The organism is Paracoccus sp. (in: a-proteobacteria) (genome assembly GCF_046462195.1).
Lineage (GTDB): Bacteria > Pseudomonadota > Alphaproteobacteria > Rhodobacterales > Rhodobacteraceae > Paracoccus.
This window is the reverse complement of sequence record NZ_JBKGUN010000007.1, coordinates 14,367-32,116: the sequence shown is the minus strand read 5'-3', so window position 1 is coordinate 32,116 and position 17,750 is coordinate 14,367. Positions and strand designations below refer to the sequence as shown.

The 17,750-nt window shown below is 66.6% G+C and carries 15 protein-coding genes; 2 read left to right on the top strand and 13 right to left on the bottom strand.

What is annotated here, in order from left to right:
• Positions 1–20: 20 nt before the first annotated feature.
• Genes ACLHHB_RS00415 through ACLHHB_RS00380 form a run of 8 tightly spaced genes read right to left on the bottom strand, consistent with a single transcriptional unit; the run spans position 21 to position 9,280 of the window.
• On the bottom strand, positions 21–743 hold the full coding sequence (locus ACLHHB_RS00415) for a TIGR04290 family methyltransferase (RefSeq protein WP_410216297.1): 723 nt from the start codon (positions 741–743) through the stop codon (positions 21–23).
• Positions 740–1,750, bottom strand: a complete 1,011-nt coding sequence (locus ACLHHB_RS00410; protein WP_410216296.1) for a UDP-glucuronic acid decarboxylase family protein — start codon at positions 1,748–1,750, stop codon at positions 740–742. Before ACLHHB_RS00410 ends, ACLHHB_RS00415 begins: the two co-directional genes overlap by 4 nt.
• A 17-nt stretch (positions 1,751–1,767) precedes the next feature.
• Entirely contained in the window at positions 1,768–2,847 is a 1,080-nt protein-coding gene (locus tag ACLHHB_RS00405; protein WP_410216295.1) for a glycosyltransferase, read from the bottom strand.
• On the bottom strand, positions 2,847–3,947 hold the full coding sequence (locus ACLHHB_RS00400) for a glycosyltransferase (RefSeq protein ID WP_410216294.1): 1,101 nt from the start codon (positions 3,945–3,947) through the stop codon (positions 2,847–2,849). Before ACLHHB_RS00400 ends, ACLHHB_RS00405 begins: the two co-directional genes overlap by 1 nt.
• A complete protein-coding gene (locus tag ACLHHB_RS00395) occupies positions 3,944–5,059 on the bottom strand; it encodes a glycosyltransferase (RefSeq protein WP_410216293.1) in 1,116 nt (371 codons plus the stop codon). The genes ACLHHB_RS00400 and ACLHHB_RS00395 overlap by 4 nt, the downstream gene beginning before the upstream one ends.
• Before the next feature lie 5 nt (positions 5,060–5,064).
• Positions 5,065–6,162: a glycosyltransferase family 4 protein gene (locus tag ACLHHB_RS00390; RefSeq protein WP_410216292.1), complete on the bottom strand. Its 1,098-nt coding sequence runs from the start codon at positions 6,160–6,162 to the stop codon at positions 5,065–5,067.
• Positions 6,159–8,153 carry an NAD-dependent epimerase/dehydratase family protein gene (locus tag ACLHHB_RS00385; protein WP_410216291.1) on the bottom strand — a complete coding sequence of 665 codons (1,995 nt, stop codon included), beginning with the start codon at positions 8,151–8,153 and terminating at the stop codon, positions 6,159–6,161. Before ACLHHB_RS00385 ends, ACLHHB_RS00390 begins: the two co-directional genes overlap by 4 nt.
• Positions 8,150–9,280, bottom strand: coding sequence for an NAD-dependent epimerase/dehydratase family protein (locus tag ACLHHB_RS00380; protein WP_410216290.1), 1,131 nt, complete (start codon positions 9,278–9,280; stop codon positions 8,150–8,152). The genes ACLHHB_RS00385 and ACLHHB_RS00380 overlap by 4 nt, the downstream gene beginning before the upstream one ends.
• A 207-nt stretch (positions 9,281–9,487) precedes the next feature.
• Between ACLHHB_RS00380 and ACLHHB_RS00375 the strand changes: the two genes are divergently transcribed.
• Together ACLHHB_RS00375 and ACLHHB_RS00370 are read left to right on the top strand one after the other, a co-directional pair.
• A complete protein-coding gene (locus tag ACLHHB_RS00375) occupies positions 9,488–10,498 on the top strand; it encodes an MDR/zinc-dependent alcohol dehydrogenase-like family protein (protein WP_410216289.1) in 1,011 nt (336 codons plus the stop codon).
• Entirely contained in the window at positions 10,489–11,514 is a 1,026-nt protein-coding gene (locus ACLHHB_RS00370; protein ID WP_410216288.1) for a Gfo/Idh/MocA family protein, read from the top strand. Before ACLHHB_RS00375 ends, ACLHHB_RS00370 begins: the two co-directional genes overlap by 10 nt.
• A gap of 36 nt (positions 11,515–11,550) precedes the next feature.
• Here the strand turns inward: ACLHHB_RS00370 and ACLHHB_RS00365 are convergent, their stop codons facing one another.
• Genes ACLHHB_RS00365 through ACLHHB_RS00345 form a run of 5 tightly spaced genes read right to left on the bottom strand, consistent with a single transcriptional unit; the run spans position 11,551 to position 16,980 of the window.
• Positions 11,551–13,266 (bottom strand): ABC transporter permease, encoded by a 1,716-nt coding sequence (locus ACLHHB_RS00365; protein ID WP_410216287.1) that lies wholly within the window; start codon positions 13,264–13,266, stop codon positions 11,551–11,553.
• On the bottom strand, positions 13,256–14,227 hold the full coding sequence (locus ACLHHB_RS00360) for an ABC transporter substrate-binding protein (protein ID WP_410216286.1): 972 nt from the start codon (positions 14,225–14,227) through the stop codon (positions 13,256–13,258). Before ACLHHB_RS00360 ends, ACLHHB_RS00365 begins: the two co-directional genes overlap by 11 nt.
• Complete coding sequence (locus tag ACLHHB_RS00355; RefSeq protein ID WP_410216285.1) at positions 14,224–14,817, bottom strand: histidine phosphatase family protein; 594 nt, start codon at positions 14,815–14,817, stop codon at positions 14,224–14,226. The genes ACLHHB_RS00360 and ACLHHB_RS00355 overlap by 4 nt, the downstream gene beginning before the upstream one ends.
• Positions 14,814–15,887 carry an MBL fold metallo-hydrolase gene (locus tag ACLHHB_RS00350; RefSeq protein ID WP_410216284.1) on the bottom strand — a complete coding sequence of 358 codons (1,074 nt, stop codon included), beginning with the start codon at positions 15,885–15,887 and terminating at the stop codon, positions 14,814–14,816. Before ACLHHB_RS00350 ends, ACLHHB_RS00355 begins: the two co-directional genes overlap by 4 nt.
• The gene (locus tag ACLHHB_RS00345) at positions 15,880–16,980 is read right to left on the bottom strand and encodes an ABC transporter ATP-binding protein (RefSeq protein ID WP_410216283.1); all 1,101 of its coding nucleotides are present in this window, start codon (positions 16,978–16,980) and stop codon (positions 15,880–15,882) included. Before ACLHHB_RS00345 ends, ACLHHB_RS00350 begins: the two co-directional genes overlap by 8 nt.
• Positions 16,981–17,750: the final 770 nt, after the last annotated feature.

Below are 17,750 nucleotides of genomic sequence, written 5' to 3'. Positions count from 1 at the left end.
CCGGACCTGACGACGCAGCCTCAGGGCAGGGGGTGGCCCCCATCCTCGCGGCGTTGGCACAGGTAAACCTCGGGCTCCGGATGATCCAGGATGCGGAAACCCGCATCACGCAGCATGGCCTCGACCGCGGCACGGTTGGGGATCATCCAGTTCGTCGGATCCTTGGCATAGGAATGTTCGACGAAATGCAGCTTGGGCCAGTCAGGATCGTTGAAGATGTCCCAGTCCGTGAAGGGATAGTCCGCTTCCGTTTCCGCGACCTGCAGTGAGCCCCGCTGCATCGACTGGAACAGCAGCCGGTCGCCGACGACATGCTGGTGCAGCATGTCCAGCGCCAGCAGCGGGTGGCGCAGGTGATAAAGGACCCCCATGAAGATCACCAGGTCGAACCGCTGGCCCAAGGCGCCCACGTCGTAAACGCTCATCTGCCGGAAGGTGATGTCGACATCGGACATGCGGGCCGCAAAGCCCGCCTGCTCGAGATAGCGGGGGTCGGTGTCGACGGCGGTCACCCGGGCACCGCGCCGCGCCATCTCGATGGCATAAAAGCCGGCGTTGCAGCCGATGTCCAGAACCGTCATCCCGCTCAGGTCGTCCGGGATCACGTGCCGGAAACCTTGCCACTTGAACTGCGGGTAATCCCCCAAAGGATGATCGGGCGCCGTCTGCTGGTCACCGATCCGGAGGTTGTGGAACCACGGCCCCAGGTGCCGGATGCGCCTGGCGATATCTTGGGTGTTCATGGCCGCACCTCCTCGACATGAAGCTGGGGACGGGGGGGCGCATCGGGCTGAGGATGCGCGGCGAACCAGGGGATCGTATGGCGCAGCCCTTCGCGCAGCGGAATGCGGGGCTGCCAGCCCAGCAACTGCTCGGCGCGTGAGATATCCGGCCTGCGCCGGCGCGGGTCGTCGATGGGCAGGGGGCTGAACACCGGCCGCGGCGCCCCCGGCACCAACTGGCGGATGACCGCGGCCAGTTCCAGGATCGAGAACTCGCCCGGATTGCCCAGGTTGATCGCACTGTCCGGGGCAGCCGGCAGTTCCATCAGCGCCATCAGGCCGTCGACCAGATCGGAAATATAGCAGAAGCTGCGTGTCTGCGTGCCGTCGCCATAGATGGTCAGCGGCTTGCCCTGCAGCGCCTGGCAGATCAGGTTCGACACGATGCGTCCGTCATCGGGCCGCATCTGCGGGCCATAGGTGTTGAAGATGCGCGCGACGCGCACGTCGGCCCGCTGGGCCCGCAGGTAATCGAAACAGATGGTTTCGGCCGCACGCTTGCCTTCGTCGTAACAGGCGCGGGGGCCCGTGCAGTTGACGTTGCCCCAGTAATCCTCGGTTTGCGGATGGGTCAGGGGATCGCCGTAAACCTCGCTGGTGGAGGCCTGCAGGAACCGTGCGCCCTTGAGCCGCGCCAGTTCCAGCAGGTTGCGCACGCCCATGACGTTCGTCAGCATCGTATGAACCGGATCGGCCTGGTAATGGGGCGGAGAAGCGGCGCAGGCCAGGTTGTAGATCTGATCCACGGGCCCCGGCACCGACAGGGGATCGGTCACGTCCGCCTCGATCAGGGTAAAGCGGGGGTGGTTGGTCAGCGGCTCGACATTCTCGCGCCGCCCGGTCAGAAAACTGTCCACGCAGACCACATGGCGTCCTTGTCGCAGCAGCGTTTCGCAAAGATGGGACCCGATAAAGCCGGCACCACCGGCGACCAAAACTGTTTTCGGGAATGCGGTCATCCGTTGCATGGTCGTTGCTCCTGTGGTCACGGGTTGAGGGCGGTAACGGGATCCAGCGCCTGGATCAGGTCCCGCGCCCGGGCACTGCCTGTGTGATCGCTCAGCACGATCCGGCGCGCAGCCTGCGCCATGGAATTGCGTTGCGCGTCATCGGTGGAACGCAAGGCGGCGACCACATCTTCGGTGCGGTCGGCCAATATGATGGCGCGGCCTTCGGGCAGCAGGTCGTCCAGCCCCGGCCAGCGGTCCGAGATGATCGGCGTGCCGCAGGCAGCCGCTTCGAACAGCCGCACCGACGGGGACCACCCCAGCCGGCGCATCGCCGCCCTCGTGATGTTCAGGGTAAAGCGCTGGGCATTGTAGAACTCGGCATGGCCTGCGGGCGGAAGATGTTCGATCCGGTCGACATTGTCGGGCCAGTCGATGGTGTCGGGGAACATGGATCCCGCCACGACAAATCGCCGGTCGGGCAGGCGGCGGGCGGGCTCGATCAGCAGCGCTTCCAGTCCCGGCTGGCGGTCCGGGCTGTAGGTGCCCAGATAACCCAGGTCCCACCGCTGCGGCACCTGCATCGGGAGATAGGCCTCCGCATCGACCGAACAGTACAACGCAACCGGATGCCGCGCGCCATGGTCCTGCCGCAGCCGGTCCAGCACCTGTCCCCCCGAAAAGGACAGATAGGTGTCGAACCACGGCACCTGCCGGCGGGCCAGATGCTGTTCCTCGCCGCGGGCCAGCATGTCCAGCGTCACGGGCGTGTCGATGTCGTAAAAGCACAGCTGTTGCAGCGGCAGGCGGTGAAGGGCATCGATCAGCGCCTGCCCTTCGGGGACATAGGAGCCGACGATGACGGCCTTGGCCCGTGCCAGCCGCGCGCCATGCCGTTCCAGCACCGCAGGGATGTCGTCATAGAATTCCAGCGTGCAGAAGTCGGGATCGGACAGGTCCTGGTTTTCCTGGTACCAGGGCTGCCGCCGTTCCAGGAACAGGACGCGCTGTCCTTCCTGATGCAGCCCGCGCAAAAGGGCGCGGAAGGTGGTCGCATGGCCGTTGCCCCAGGACGAGCTGAGGGACAGGCCGAAGATGATGATCTCGTCTTGCGGCATCACAAAGTCTCCTCTCGGGCCAGAAGGCCGGGGCGGATGCGGTGCAGCAGGTCGCGCAGCTGGAGCGCGCGGCGATCATAGGTGTGGTCGGCCAGCACACGTTTCAGCGCGGCCTGTCCGATCGCCTGGCTGCGTTCCGTGGTCAGGTCCGCCAGGATGTCTGCCACGTCCTGCCCGTCGCGCGCGACCAGCACCTCCTGGTCCGGGGTCAGGAACAGCTCGATCCCTTCCCACGCGTCGGTGATCAGGCAGCCGCCCGCGCCTGCGGCCTCGAAGACACGGGTGGCGGGGGAAAAGCCGGTCGCGGCCATGGAGTCACGCGCGACGTTCAGCACGGCCCGCGGAGTGGTGTTGAAGGCGTTGTGATCGGCCGTGCCGACATGGCCGATGGCTTGGACATTGCCCGGCAGGTCGCCTTGGTTCCAGCCCGAACCACCCAGCATGAAGCGCCGGTCCGGCAGAAGGGCCGCGGGGCGCAGAAAGAATTCTGCCACGCGCGCTTCGCGGTCGGGCAGGCGGTTGGCCAGAAAGCCCAGATCGGCTGCAAAACGGTCCTGGGGCGGGGCGGGATGATGGGTGTCCGGATCCAGCGCATTATAGATCGGCACGCAATCGCGCGCGCCCAAGTCGCGATAGGCACGGATGACCGGCTCGCCGCCGCCATAGGTTAGCACCATGTCCAGTTCGGGCAGCATCCGGCGCAGGGCATCCTGCGGCTCCTGCTGCATCGCCGCCAGTGTCGCAGGCGCGTCCACATCCCAGAAGATGCGCAGTGCTCCGGGACGGGCCGCGCCCATCACCTGTTCCAGCAGCACGTCATCCTCGTAGCCCACGCCCGATGCCTTGATGACGATGTCGGCCTCGGCCGCAAGGGCGGCGGCGGCGCGCAAGCCTTCGGGCGTGGCCGCCCAGACATTCACCTTTGCCCAGTCCGGCACCGCGATGTCGCGATGCGACTGGCGGTCATAGGCGTCCGGCTCGTGGAACGTCACATCAAAGCCATGACGGTACATGGCCTTGATGATGCCCCGATAATAGGTGGCCGCGCCGTTCCAATAGGAGGACAGGAGGCTGGAGCCATAGAATGCGACGCGGGTCATGCGGGGACCTCCTGCGGCTGAGGGGTGGCAGGGTTCAGGCTGTCCAGCACGGACAGCAGCTGTTCGACCCGGTGGTCGCAGGTGTGGCGCTCGAGGATCGTCTGCAGGCCCTGCTGCGCCTGCGCGGCGGCCGCTTCGGGATCGTGCAGAAGTTCGCGCAGGTGGTTCTGCATTTCCAGCCCGTCGCGGGCAAAGCGCATGTCGCCTGCCCGGAACAAACCCTCGGCATCGTCCCACGGGGCGCTGATCAGGGGGATGCCGCAGGCCAGCGCCTCGAAGGGACGGATGGTCGGGATGCCGGGGAGGGCGGTGACATAAGGGCGGCGCGGGACATGAACCGTCACCCTGTACCGGGCAAAGGCCTGCGGCACGCGGGCATTGGGCAACCATCCGCGATAGTCGATGCCCGCCTGCGACAGCCGCTCCAGCGCATGTTCCGGATAGCGCACGCCATGCACACAGGCCTTGAGGGACAACGCCTCGGCTGGGGCGATCAGGAACTGTTCCAGTTCGGCGCTGCGCTCGTCGTCGCCCCAGTTGCCGACCCAGATCAGGTCGGAGGTCGGCAGGATTTCAGGCATCGGCCGGAAAAGGGTGGTGTCGGCGGCCTCGTGCCAAGTGAAGACCTGCCGTCCCCAGCCCGCCGCCAGATAATGTTCGCGCAAGTTTTCCCCAAAGGCCAGAACCGCATCATAACCATCGAGGTCCATTCCGGCGATATCGTCGCCCGCGCTGACGGCGCGGTGATGGGTGTCGTGAAACAGCAGCTGATAACGCCCGCTCCCCCGGCGATGCGCGCCGATGCGGGCAACCAGGGCCGGGTCGGTCCATTCATGCACGATGACCACATCGGCCTCGTCCAATGCCTGCTCATGGGCAAAATTCGCGCCGTAATCCTGCCAGCGCAGGTCGGGGAAGGTCTGGTCGAACTCGGCCAAGGCCGTCTCGCCCCGGTCGGCGATCAGGTTCTGCCGGCTCCAAGAGTCACTGGGCTCAAGCGCCAGAGTCTGATGGCCCCGCGCGTTCAGCGATCGCATCACGCCGCGCAGGAAATGGGCGTTGCCGTGGTTCCAGTCCGAAACAAGCGAGTGGGTATAGAACAGAAAGCGCATGGTCCTCATCCTGTTGCGGTTTGGGCCGGAGCGGCCGCAACGGCCAGCCGGCGATACAGTCGCAGCATGGCCGCAACCTGGGTGTCGGGGGTCAGTCGGGCAGCGCGGGCGCACGCGGCCCGGCCCAGTTCCTTCTGTTGCGCAGGATTGCGCGACAAGCGGTTCAGTACGTCCGACAATTCACCCGCGTCGGCCGGGTCAAAGAAGATCGCGGCACCGTCCCACAACTCTCGAAAGGTCGGGATATCGGCCAGGACCAGGGGCGCAGCGCCGCGCGCGGCCTCCAGAACCGCGAGGCCGAAGGGCTCGTACCGCGAAGGTGCGCAGAAGATCCCGGCCTCGGCGATCCGGGCCAGCGTGTCGGGGTGGGACAGCGCCCCGGCATGCTGTGCATGCGACAACACGATGCGCGCGCCGTTGGGCCCCGACAGGGCGCCGACCAAGGAAACGGGCCAGTCAGTGCGCGCCGCAGCCTCGTCCAGAAGGCCGCCGTTCTTGCCGTCGTCCCACCAGCGCCCCACCGCCACGATCTGCGGAAGGCGCAGCCTGTCAGGAAGGGCCGCACGGCTGGTGTTGGGAACAACGGCCAGAGCCGGCAAGCTGCCATAACACCGCGCCAGCGCATCCGCATGCGCCTGGCTGGGCGCGACGATCAGATCGGCAGCTGCCAGGCCCTGAGCCGTCAGGTCACGTTGCCAGGCCATGTCTTCCGGCACATCGCTGCCGCGCACAGCGGCAAACCATGTGGCGAGGCAGGAATGCGACATTGTCAGAACCGGCAAACCGCAGGCGAGGCCCACAGCCTGTGTCGGCAGGTTCAGGTGCAGGACGTCCACCTGATGCCGTGCCGCCAATCCGTCCAGCCAAGGGCCAATTGCGGCCAGATCCGCGGGGCGCTCGGCCAGCCAGTCCAAGGGCGCCGCTCCCCATTCGACAGGCCCGATGGTCCGGGCCTGCGCCATCTGCGCGGCATCGGGACGGGGGCCCAGCCCCGCCAACACGACCGACACTCCGCGCGCCCGCAGCCCGGCCGCAAGGTCGATCGCGTGCTGCCAAACTCCCCCCACTGCATCCAGCGTCATCAGCAGGCGCAGGCCAGTCACGCGGACCGCCTTTCCAGGTGCAGGGACAGGCCGCGATCCTCGGCCAGCCAGCCGGCCAGATCGGCCAGCCCGCGCCGCCAATCCATGCGCGCCTGCCAGCCCGTGGCCGCCTGCAGCGTCCGAGTGTCGGCCACGAACCAGGGCTGGTCGCCCTGACGCCAATCGCGATAGGTGACATCGGGGCTGGTCCCGGTGATGCGCGCAATCTCGGCCAGAACCTCGCGCAGGCTGACGGCATTGGCAGGCCCGCCGCCCAGGTTGAAGGCGCGGCCCGACAGCGACCCGATATTGTCCAGCACGCTGCGATAGGCAGCCACCGCATCGCTGACATGCAGCACGTCCCGCACCTGGCGCCCCGAGCCGAAGACCGTGATGGGCTGGCCCTCCAGCGCACGGATCAGGAAATGGGCCACCCAGCCCTGATCCTCGGTTCCGAACTGGCGGGGTCCGTAGATGCAGCTCATCCGCAGAACGGCGGCCGGGATGGCATAGCTTTTGGCATAATCCAGCACATACTGGTCCGCGACCCCCTTGGAACAGCCATAGGGCGTGCAGAAATCCAGCGGCCGCGCCTCGCTGACCCCATGCGCGGACAGTTCGTTGTCCAGCGGGTCGCACCGGTCGCCGCTGTCGCGCACGGTCAGGTCCGACAGCGCCCCATAGACCTTGTTGGTCGAGGCAAAGATCACCGGCACGGACCGTCCGGTGGCCCGCACCGCCTCCAGCACGTTCAGCGTGCCGCGGGCATTGACCTCGAAATCCTCCATGGGCGAGGTCAGGCTGGTCGTCACGGCTGTCTGCGCGGCCAGATGGAAGACCGTGGAAGCATCCGCGATGATGCTGGTCAGCGAGGGCTGGTCGCGCAGGTCGGCGGGAACCGCGCGCAGCCGGTCGCCGTGCCGGTCGGCCAGCCAGCGCAGGTTGCGCTCGACGCCCGGACGGCTGAGGTTGTCCAGAACCGTGACGCGCTGCCCGTCGCGCATCAGCGCATCGGCCAGGTTCGCCCCGATGAAACCCGCACCGCCCGTGATCAGCACGCTGTCCTGCGTGCGCGCACCTGCGGGGCTGGCCAACTGGGTCAGTTCCTGCAAGCGGCCAACGCCGCCTTCGGTCAGCAGGCGCCCAAGCAGCTTGGGCTGGCCATCCGTGGCGACGGCGCCCATGTGGTAATGGCGCGGGTCGAACCACAATCCTTCCTGCACGGCCACATCGGCGGGCAGATCGGCCCAGCCATACCAGTAGACACGGTCAGCCGGTGCCTGGAGCGAGCGAACAAAGCGGCGCGCCTGCTCGATCTCGTCTCGGCGCCAGGTGGAGTAGCCGGTTTCGGTGATCCAGATCCGGGCGGCAGGATTGTGGTGGTCCAGGATGCGGCGCATCTCGCCCAAATGCATGTCCCACCCGCGCCAAGATGCCGCCTCGCTGTCCCAGGTTCCAGGAAAGCCGTGAAAGCCCACGACATCCACCACGCCCAGCACGCCGCGCTCGCCCATCAGGTTCAGCCAGTAAGGGTCAAAAGGCGCGGGCCCGCCCAGCACCGCCTTCCAGCCGCGGCTCTGCACCCAATAGGCCGCGCCACCGACCATCTCGCAGAACAGGTCGAAATCAGGATCCTCGCGCCAGTCCCAGTCCAGCAGGTTGTTGGGCTCGTTCCACAATTCGACATGGGTGAAATGCTCGCCATGCCGCGTCAGAAGCATGTCGATGAAATCGGCATAATCCTTGAGGACCTTGGGCGCCCCCGAACTGCGCCCCGTGCGCGACAGCGACGGGGGCGTGTAATGGACGCAGGGCAGGATCTCGAGGTCGCGGGCCAGACGGGGCAGCAGCCAGTCGAACCACTCCTGCCCGCCGGGCGAATGGTATTCGGCCCAGCTGACATGGGTGCGCAGGTGCCGGGCACCTGACGCAACAAGGGCGGGAAGCAGCGCCTCGACCCGGTCGTATTCGCCGGGCCGGAACCATTCGACAAAGCCGAAATCGGCGCTCATGTCACCAGCCCCCGCTCCTCCAGCTGGGCCCTCATCCGGCTGCCGTTGTCCACCGAAGGCTGCTGGCTGACCCATTCCACGAAGGGCCCGAGGCTGTCCTCCAGCCGGTGCTGCGGTTGAAAGCCCAGCAGGGTCTGCGCCTTGCTGATATCGGCAAAACAGTTGCGGATGTCGCCGGCGCGGAACTTGCCTAAGATCTCGGGCTGCAGATGGGGCGCGCCCATGGCCTCGGCCAGCAGGCTGGCCACTTCGGACACCGAATAAGCATGGCCCGAGCCGATGTTGATGACATGGCCGTTGGCGGCCTCGCTTTCCAGTGCCAGGCGGAAGGCGCGGGCGACATCGCGAACGTGAACGAAGTCGCGCTTCTGCTGTCCGTCCTCGAAGATGGTGGGCGGCTGGTCGTTGGCAATGCGCGAGGCGAAATTGGCCAGAACGCCGGTATAGGGATTCGACAAGGCCTGGCCCGCACCGAAGACGTTGAACAGGCGCAGCGCGGTTGCCGGGATGTTGTAGGCTTCGCCAAAGATCAGCACGGCCTGTTCCTGCTGGTACTTGGTCAGCGCATAGATCGAGGCCAGGTCGACGCGCTTGTCCTCGGTGGTGGGAACGGGCTTGAGGGCGGTGCCATCCGCGGTCGAAGGCTCCCACTGACCGGCCCGCAGATCTGCGGTGCGGCGGCGCACGTTCTCGTGCAGCGTTCCATCGGCAGTGGCATAATAGCCTTCTCCATAAACGCTCATGGAGGAGGCGACGACGATCTTCTTCACCGGGTGGTCGGCGATGGCCTCCAGCAGGACGGCAGTGCCCAGGTCGTTGGCGCCGACATAGCGGGCGATCTCGTACATGGACTGACCGACGCCGACTTCGGCGGCAAGGTGCATGACCGCGTCGGCACCCTGCAGCGCGCCGCGCAACGCATCGGCGTCGCGCATGTCACCGCGCACAAGCCGCGCCCCGCGCGCCAGGATCGGGGCCAGGTCAGGCGCCTGCTCCGCCGGCGCGCCACCATGAACCTGTTCGATCATCGCGTCATAGAGTATGACGTCCTGACCGGCATCCATCAGCTCGGTCGCGACATGGCGGCCGATGAAGCCGCAGCCGCCCGTGATCAAAGTCGTCGTCATTGTTGCCCATCTCCTTGTTCCGGCTGGCCCCAAGCCCTGCGCACACGGGCAAAATGAAGGCCAAGGATCTTCTTCAATGTCTTCTTCAGAGACATCATCAACGGGCCCGGAACCTCAGGAGGGAACATTTGTTCCAGCTTCTTGTTCGTGTTCCTGTTCGGGCGGTTCTTCGCGTTCCGCCCCACCTGAACCAAGCCGGAGATGCCGATGATCGACGCCAGCCCCCAGTCCTGGACCCCGATGACCCTTGCCAGCCAAGCACCGCGCGCAGCCCGTATCGTGGCCCCCGGTCAGGTCGAGATCGTGCCGATCACCCCCCGCGACCCCGAAGCGTCCGAAATCCGCATCGCGATCGAGGGCTGCGGCGTCTGCGCGTCGAACCTGGGGCCCTGGGCGGGGCCGGAATGGATGAACTTTCCATTGGGCCCCGGCGAACTGGGGCACGAGGCTTGGGGCATCATCGAGGCGGTGGGCCGGGACGTTCAGGGCCTGAAGGTGGGTCAGCGGGTGGCTTTTGCAGGCCAGAACGGCTTTGCCACGCATGAAACGGTGCCTGCGAGCGACGTGATCCCACTGCCTGAGGCGCTGGCGGGCCAGCCTGTCCCGGCGGAGCCCCTGGGCTGCGCGGTCAACGTGTTCCGCCGTGCCGCCATCCGGGCGGGCGACACGGTGGCCATCATCGGCATCGGCTTTCTGGGTGCGCTGCTGGTCCGGCAGGCAACCTTGGCCGGGGCAAGGGTGATCGCGATCTCGCGTCGCGACAGCTCGCTGGATCTGGCCCGCCAGATGGGGGCGGAACATACCGTTGTCATGGATGACCATTGGCGCATCATCGAGGACGTCAAGCGCCTGACCGGCGAGCGTTTGTGCGACGTCGTGATCGAGGTGGTAGGCAAGCAATGGCCGCTGGATCTGGCGGGTGAACTGGTCCGCGAGGGCGGGCGTCTGGTGATCGGCGGATATCATCAGGACGGCCCGCGTCAGGTGAACATGCAGATGTGGAACTGGAAGGGCATGGACGTGATCAACGCCCATGAACGGGACCAGACCGTGGTGCTGGATGGCATGCGTCATGCCGTTCAGGCCGTGGCCGATGGACAGTTGGACCCCAGCCCGCTTTATTCCCGAACCTTTCCGCTGGAGGATCTGGCCGCGGCGCTGGACGCGACGCGCGACAAGCCCGGCACTTTCGTCAAGGCGGTGATCGCATGCAACTGAACGCACGTTCACCCGCCGAGGCGCGGCGCCCCCGCATCGGTTTCCTGGGGCTGGGCTGGATCGGCCGTCATCGCATGCAGGCCATGGCCGAGGCAGGCGATATCGAGGTCGCAGCCATTGCCGATTTCGATGCCGAAGCGGTTGCCGCAGCAAGCGCACTGGCCCCCGGTGCCACCATTGGCAATACGCTGGAAACGGTTCTGGCCGCGCAGCCCGATGGCGTGGTGATCGCCACCCCTTCGGCGCTCCATGCCGGGCAGGCCGTCGCCGCGCTGCAGGCCGGGGCGGCAGTCTTTTGCCAAAAGCCCCTGGGGCGAAACGAAACGGAGACCACTTCGGTTGTCGAGGCCGCGCGTCAGGCTGACCGGCTGCTGATGACCGATCTCAGCTATCGCCATTCGGCGGCCTTCATCGCGCTGCGCGACCTGATCCGTCAGGGTGACCTGGGCGAGGTTCACGCGGTCGATCTGACCTTTCACAATGCTTATGGCCCTGACAAGCCGTGGTTCCGTGACCGCGCCTTGTCGGGCGGCGGCTGCTTGATCGATCTGGGCATCCACCTGATCGACATGGCGCTGTGGAGCTTGGACGCAGGCGACATGCGCTGCGTTGCGGCCCATGCCCGCACGGGCGGCCAGCCCCTGACCGACCCGCATCACCAGGTCGAGGATTACGTCAGCGCGACCCTGGAAACGCCTTCGGGCACCGTGATCCGGATCGCCTGCTCCTGGAACCTGCCCGCAGGGCAGGAGGCGGTGATCGAGATGCAGGCCCATGGCACCCGGGGCGGGGGCCGGGTCAGCAACATTGATGGCTCGTTCTATGACTTTGCGGCCTGGCGGCACAACGGTACGTCCCGGGAACAGATTGCCGGTCCCCCCGATGAATGGGGTGGCCGCGCCGGCATTGACTGGGCCGCGCGGCTGCGTCAGGGGCAGGGCTTTGACCCCCGTGCGGAAGAACTGGTGACGCTGGCCAGGGTGCTGGACGACATCTACCGCGTGGCGGGTCTTTGAAACACCGGCTGCGGCAGGGATGCCTGCCGCAGCCGCTCATCCCCGCCAGGGCAGAACGTCGGCTGCGCTGCGGCGGGCCGCCAGATCGGCCACCCCGCACAGCGCAAGCACCAGCAGCGTCGACAGAACCGAAACAGCCGCCGCTGCCGTCGAATTTCCTTCGTATTGCAGCGAAAAGACCATGACGCCGATGGTCTCGACGCCCGATGACCACAGCAGCGCGGACAGGGTCAGTTCGTTCAGGGCGGTCATCACCACCAGGATCGCGCCCGCCAGTGCCGCCGGCAGGACCGAGGGTGCAAAGATCCGGCCAAGCCGCAGGGGCAGTCCGATCCCTGCAATCCGCGCCGCCTCGTCCAGACCGGGGTCGCTGCCCTGAGCCGCCGCAACGACGGGACGCAGCACCAGGGGCAGGAACCGTGCCAGATAGGCGATCAGGATGATCGTTGCCGACCCATAGAGCGAGATCCCCAGAAGCGGCAGGGGCGGCAGGAATGCGAGGATCATGGCCAGTGCCACAACCGTGCCCGGCACGACCCAAGGCGCTTCGGCCAGCAGGTCGATGGTTGCAACGGCAGGACCGGGACGGTGGGTGGACAGATAGGCCAGGGGCAGCGCAACCAGCGCGCAGATGGCTGCGGCCGCCATGGACAACATCAGCGAATTGGCAAAAGCGCGCGAAACGGCGTCATTGGCCAGAACGGAACGGTACTGGTCAAGAACTGCCACTTCCAGCGAGAAGGGCACCCCGATCGCGGGGATCAGCGAGGTCAGCACCAGCGCTGACAGCGGCAGAAGCGCAATGACCAGAACCATGGCCCAGATCAGCCCTTGCGCCCAGAAAGGCGCGGCGCGGGCAGGGCGAAAGCGGGGCCCGTTCTCGATCCGCATGTGCAGATGACGCATCAGCAGGCCGCGCAGCAGCAGGGCTACCACGGCCATCAGGGTCAGGATCAGCGCCAGCACCGCCACCTGTCCCGCCGCCGACGGCCCGAACCCGTTCAATCGCTGATAGATCAGGGTTGTCAGCATGGGCACCCGCCCCGGAATACCCAGCAGCGCCGGCACGCCAAAGTTGCCAACCGCCGCCGTGAAGGCCAGCAACGCTCCGGCCAGGGCCGAGGGCAGGGTGATCGGCGCGATGATCCGCGTCAGCACCAGCCGGGGGGGAATGGCCGCAATGCGCGCAGCCTCGATCAGGTCGGCGGGCAGCGATTTCAACGCCGCACGGATGGCGATGTAAACCAGCGGCATGTGCTCGATCCCCATGACCAGCGCGATGCCTGTCCCGGAATAAAGCGGATTGCCGGAGCCGGGCGCCGGCGCCAGGCCCAAGGGTGCAAGTATTGGCGATTGCGCGCCCAGAAGTTCGATCCATGACAGGGCAAGCACCTGCGAGGGGATGATCAGCGGCATCAGGATCAGGAAGGACAGGGCCGCACGACACCGCATCCGCATCAGGCCGACGGCAAAGGCCAGCGCCCCGCCCAGCGTCACCGACACCGCCACCGACACCAGCGACAGCGTCAGCGTGTTCCAGAAGGCCCGGCCGGTGGCGCGCGCGGACAGCGTGTCGCGCATGACGCCCAGCACCTGCCCTTCGTCACCGGGCCGAAAGGCGGTCAGCAGCAACTGGCCCAGCGGCCAGATGGTGATCAGCCCCACATAGATACAAAGGACAATGGCGAGCAGACGCTCGCCACCGCCGGTCCTGCGGTCGCCCAGCAGGCGAAGGGACCGCTCAGCCGCCATAAAGGTCCGCGAACTCCTGCTTGACCGCATCGCCGTCGCTCAGCAGGGTGGCATTGTCCGCCTCGATAACGGTCAGCGTCGCGGGATCGGGATAACCTTCGGGTGCGTCCATCCCCTGCAGCAGCGGAAAATAACCCTGCTCGACCGACTGGGTCTGCGCGGCCTGCGACAGCTGCCAGTCGACAAAGGCGCGGGCGGCCTCGGGTGCGTCGGTGCCGGCCATGATCGCCACCGGCTGGGTGACCGCCGTCACTCCTTCGGACGGAAACACGAAATCAACCGGAGAGCCCTGTTCCTTGGCGTTCATCGCCATGTATTCAACCAGAACGCCATAGGCCTTTTCGCCCCGGGCGACGGCCTCCAGGACGGTGCCGTTGCCTTGGCCGGCGACCGCGCCGCCCTCGGCCAGCGCCTCAAGATAGTCCCAGCCCATCTGCGGCTGCTGGACCAGCGTGCCCACATGGATCGCCGCCGCACCGGAATACAGGGGCGAGGGCATGATCGTCTGCGCTGCCCGCTCGGGGTCGGTCAGATCCGCCCATGAGGTGGGGGGCGTGTCCACCAGGTTGGTGTTGTAGACGATGCCTGTGGTGATCAGCTTGGTCGGAAAGAACATCTGGTCGGCGTCCAGCAGGGCCGGGTCGATTCCTTCGACCGGAGCCTCGGCATAGGCCATCAGGCGATCGTCCTGCTTCAGTTGGGTCATGGCGACGGCATCGGCGATCAGCAGAACGTCGGCGGGCGAGCGTCCGGCCGCGAATTCCGCCTGCAGCTTGGCCATCACCTCGGTCGTGCCCGAACGGAACAGTTCGACCTGGATCTCGGGATGCTCGGCGTTGAAGGCCTCGATGACCTGGGTCATCTGGTCCTGCGGCTGCGAGGTATAGACGGTCAGCGTCTCGGCCTGTGCGGCCAAGGCAAGGCCGGTCAAAGCGGTCGACAGAAGAAGGGTGCGGGTCATGCGATCCTCTTGCGGTTGGATGGGGAGGTTTCAGGAGCGTGCCGGGGCGGCCTGGCCCACCATGTTCCCGCCACGTCGCGGGTGAGGGTGATCAGCGTGCCGTTCTGCGGGCGCAGGAAGGGCAGGTCCAGCAGTGCAAAGATCTCGCGTGCCGTGCCGGAATGGGCCACGATCAGCGGAGGTGCCTCGGCGGTGCCGGGCGCGGGAATGGCCATGACACCCGCCCGGATCCGGTCGCGAAAGGCGTCCGGCGCTTCGCCGCCCGGGGGCGTGGCGTCGCGCACGAGCATGGCCCGGGGCTGGCCCTCCCAGAGGCCCCAGTCGCGTTCGGCCAACGGCGGCGCGTCCTCGAGGGTCAGGTCCGGGCGCAGGGCTGCAACGGCTTCGGCCGTTTGCCGTGCACGCAGTAGCGGCGAGGTGATCAGCCGCCCGATCGGCAGGTCCTGCCAAGCCTGGGCGGCGAACCGTGCCTGCCTCTGGCCCAGATCAGACAGCGGGACGTCGCTGGACCCGCCGATCAGCCCGGCCGCATTCATCGCGGTCTGGCCATGGCGCAGGATATGGAACCGCGTGTGGTCGAACAGGCTCACCAGACCAGCTCCGCGCCAGAGGCGATGGGCCAATGGCTGTTGTTGCGCAAGGCACCAAGCGCCTGCGGGTCGCAAAAGGCGGCAAGCATCATCCGTGGCGCGCAGGCCGCGACAAGATCGCTGCCGCCGCCGAAGGTCGGATGCACGTTCCAGCGCCGGAACTGCGCCCGTCCGGCGGCAACCAGTGCGCTGGCGGGCGTGTCCCGTGCAACATGGCCGGTCAGGACGATGCGCGCCTCGGTTCCTGCAGCAATGCGGGCGGCCAGATCCCTGGACGTGCCGCGCTCGGCATTGGGACCCGCTGCCACCATGACACCGTCGATCGGTGAATCGCTCTGCAGATGGCCGGCCTGTTCCAGCAGAAGATCCAGCGCCGCCGGGCCTGCGGGCGTCAGCCAGTCCGAGTGGTCGCGCAGGATCTGCGCCACGCGGCGGTGGGACGCGCAGATCGAGACGGGCCACCCTTGGCGCAGGAAGGTCCATGCCAGTTCCAGCCCACGTCCCCCGGCGGGACAAGGGAACAGGACCGGGCGATCCGCCAGCGCCATGATCGCCTCGATCTGGTCCGGCAACGCCTCGGCGGCCTGTCCGTAGGATGCATCCAGCACCAAGGCCGCGGCCCGGGGCAGGGGGGTGGCCCGGAACAGCAGGCTTTCGGCACTGATGTCCCCGGAATACATCAGCCCGTCCTCGCCCCCGATCCGCATCCACACGGCACCGGGCGCATGGCCGGCAGGACCGGTCATCAGGGGCAGGTCCATGATGCGGTCCAGATCCTCCAGCGGCGTCGCCCGCTGCAGTTCGGGTCGTTCCGAGACGGCGATGGTGGGGCGGGTGGCAAACAGCGAGGGGCGCCCCAGTTGATCCCACCGGTCCAGCCCGCCCGTATGATCGGCATGGCCATGGCTGAAAAGAATGGCATCTATGGGAGGCAGGGCCGAGAGGTCGGGCAGGGTTGCACCATCGGGGCCGTGGCCGAGGTCAAGGATCAGGCGGCGCCCCTGCATCTCCAGCAGGAAGCAGGCCGGACCCTTGATGCCCATCCCGGAGATCGCGCGCAATTCAGGCATTGGTCTTGACTCTTTCGTTCAGGGGCACGCGATCGGACCGCGCCTCGCGCCCGATTACCCAGCCCCCGGTGATCTCGATATCGAGGAGCCCTTGCGGTGGCAGGGGCCGGTCCAGCGCCAAGGACAGGTTGTCCATCTCGAACCCTTGCGGCAGGACATGGGTCAGATAGCGGCCGTGCTGGAAGGTTTGCGACAGCACCTGCGCGCGAAAATGCCCCCGGCCGTTGGCTGCAGGACGCAGGTCCTGGCGATGAAGGCACAGCCAACCCCTGCCCGGACCTGCCTCGCCCGGCAGATCGAACGTGGCTCCACCCAGGGTGCCTTGGCAGAGGCCGTCACGGCCGTTCGTGACGGTGACCGGCAGTGTGACGCCGTGATCGATGAAACGCGCCACCATGGGCGTGGCGGGGCGGCGATACAGATCCTCGGGTGTGCCCACCTGTTCGATGCGGCCGGCATCCATGACGGCGATATGGGTGGCGACAGCCATCGCCTCGTCCTGGTCATGGGTGACCAGGACGAAGGTCGTGCCGGTGGCCGCATGCAGGCGCCGGAACTCGGCCAGCATGCGGTGGCGCAGATGGGCATCCAGATTTGCCAGCGGCTCGTCCAGCAGCAAGAGCGCCGGGCGCAAGGCCAGCGATCGCGCCAGCGCGACCCGTTGGCGCTGGCCGCCCGATAACTGGTGCGGGCGCCGGTCGGCCAGCGGCGTCAGTCCCACGGCCTGCAGCATTTCGGCCACCCGCGCGTTGCGTTCCGGACGCGGCATCCGGCGGGCCTTCAGCGCAAACTCGATATTGCCGCGAACGGTCATGTTCGGCCACAGCGCATAGGATTGGAAGACCATCCCCAGATCGCGCTCTTCTGGCGGCACGAAACAGGTGGGGCCAGCAATCATCCGCTCGCCCAGATGCAACTGCCCTTCGTCCGGTAACTCCAATCCGGCAATCAGCCGCAGCAGCGTGGTCTTGCCACAGCCCGACGGGCCCAGCAGCGCCAGGAACGCCCCCTGCGGCAGGTCGAGGTCGATGTCGCGAAGAACGAACGTGCGGTTGAAGGCCTTTCCCAGGCCCCGGGCACGGATATCGGGCATTGCGTGTCACCTTTCGCTGCCGCATCTAGAGCGGGATTGTGATGCCGCGATGACGTTTCGGTAACGTCCGGATGACAATGCCGGCGATCGATCGTCCGCAACCGCGCAGGAGGATCGGGTCACGGATCAGGAATGTCCACCTGCGGAAAGCGCAGCAAATCTGCCTCGCACTGGTGCCACCCCATCTCTGCATTGGCTCGGTCGTCTCAGCCATGACACCAGTTCCGTTCGTTCAACACAGCGCCAAAGATCGAGCGGGCCATGCAGGCCGCCACGATCACGACCGACCTGATGTCAGCCAAGCAAAAGCCCGCGTCCGCGTCGTCATATAAGGAAATCAAGTCGCTGATGGTTTCCGGGGCGTCGGGAAATCACTGCTGGGCGAAGGGCTTCATGCTGCCAAGGGTCAGGAGCGTCCGGGAAAGCGGAGAAAACAGGATAAGGTTCAACAGGCACCTTTCAAGTCCTGAGACGGGTCGGGACAATCCGATCCGCGAAATCCGGAACAGCATGATCATGTCTTGGCGAGGCAGCAATTCGTGTCCTGTTCTCATAACCTGTCCATGACCATCGAGCGCGAACCCCATGATGCGCTTGAGGGACACTGGAAGCAAATATCTGAAAGACCTATGCCGAAGGTTGAGTGCAGGAAGGAACCGACCAAAGTTGCGATGGAAGCGGCAAGGTGAAGAGATCGGACCATGATCCGGGACCTGCACAGGGGCAGCAGGCGGGACCACCACTGTGTCCCTTGTGTCACCATCGGACAG

Bases quoted from the DNA above. Each gene is read 5' to 3' on its own strand.
- ACLHHB_RS00395 (WP_410216293.1), bottom strand. From the start codon at position 5,059: ATGCGCTTTCTGTTCTATACCCACTCGCTTGTTTCGGACTGGAACCAC.
- ACLHHB_RS00380 (WP_410216290.1), bottom strand. From the start codon at position 9,280: ATGACGACGACTTTGATCACGGGCGGCTGCGGCTTCATCGGCCGCCAT.
- ACLHHB_RS00375 (WP_410216289.1), top strand. From the start codon at position 9,488: ATGATCGACGCCAGCCCCCAGTCCTGGACCCCGATGACCCTTGCCAGC.
- ACLHHB_RS00410 (WP_410216296.1), bottom strand. From the start codon at position 1,750: ATGCAACGGATGACCGCATTCCCGAAAACAGTTTTGGTCGCCGGTGGT.
- ACLHHB_RS00400 (WP_410216294.1), bottom strand. From the start codon at position 3,947: ATGACCCGCGTCGCATTCTATGGCTCCAGCCTCCTGTCCTCCTATTGG.
- ACLHHB_RS00415 (WP_410216297.1), bottom strand. From the start codon at position 743: ATGAACACCCAAGATATCGCCAGGCGCATCCGGCACCTGGGGCCGTGG.
- ACLHHB_RS00350 (WP_410216284.1), bottom strand. From the start codon at position 15,887: ATGCCTGAATTGCGCGCGATCTCCGGGATGGGCATCAAGGGTCCGGCC.
- ACLHHB_RS00345 (WP_410216283.1), bottom strand. From the start codon at position 16,980: ATGCCCGATATCCGTGCCCGGGGCCTGGGAAAGGCCTTCAACCGCACG.
- ACLHHB_RS00360 (WP_410216286.1), bottom strand. From the start codon at position 14,227: ATGACCCGCACCCTTCTTCTGTCGACCGCTTTGACCGGCCTTGCCTTG.
- ACLHHB_RS00370 (WP_410216288.1), top strand. From the start codon at position 10,489: ATGCAACTGAACGCACGTTCACCCGCCGAGGCGCGGCGCCCCCGCATC.
- ACLHHB_RS00365 (WP_410216287.1), bottom strand. From the start codon at position 13,266: ATGGCGGCTGAGCGGTCCCTTCGCCTGCTGGGCGACCGCAGGACCGGC.
- ACLHHB_RS00385 (WP_410216291.1), bottom strand. From the start codon at position 8,153: ATGAGCGCCGATTTCGGCTTTGTCGAATGGTTCCGGCCCGGCGAATAC.
- ACLHHB_RS00405 (WP_410216295.1), bottom strand. From the start codon at position 2,847: ATGCCGCAAGACGAGATCATCATCTTCGGCCTGTCCCTCAGCTCGTCC.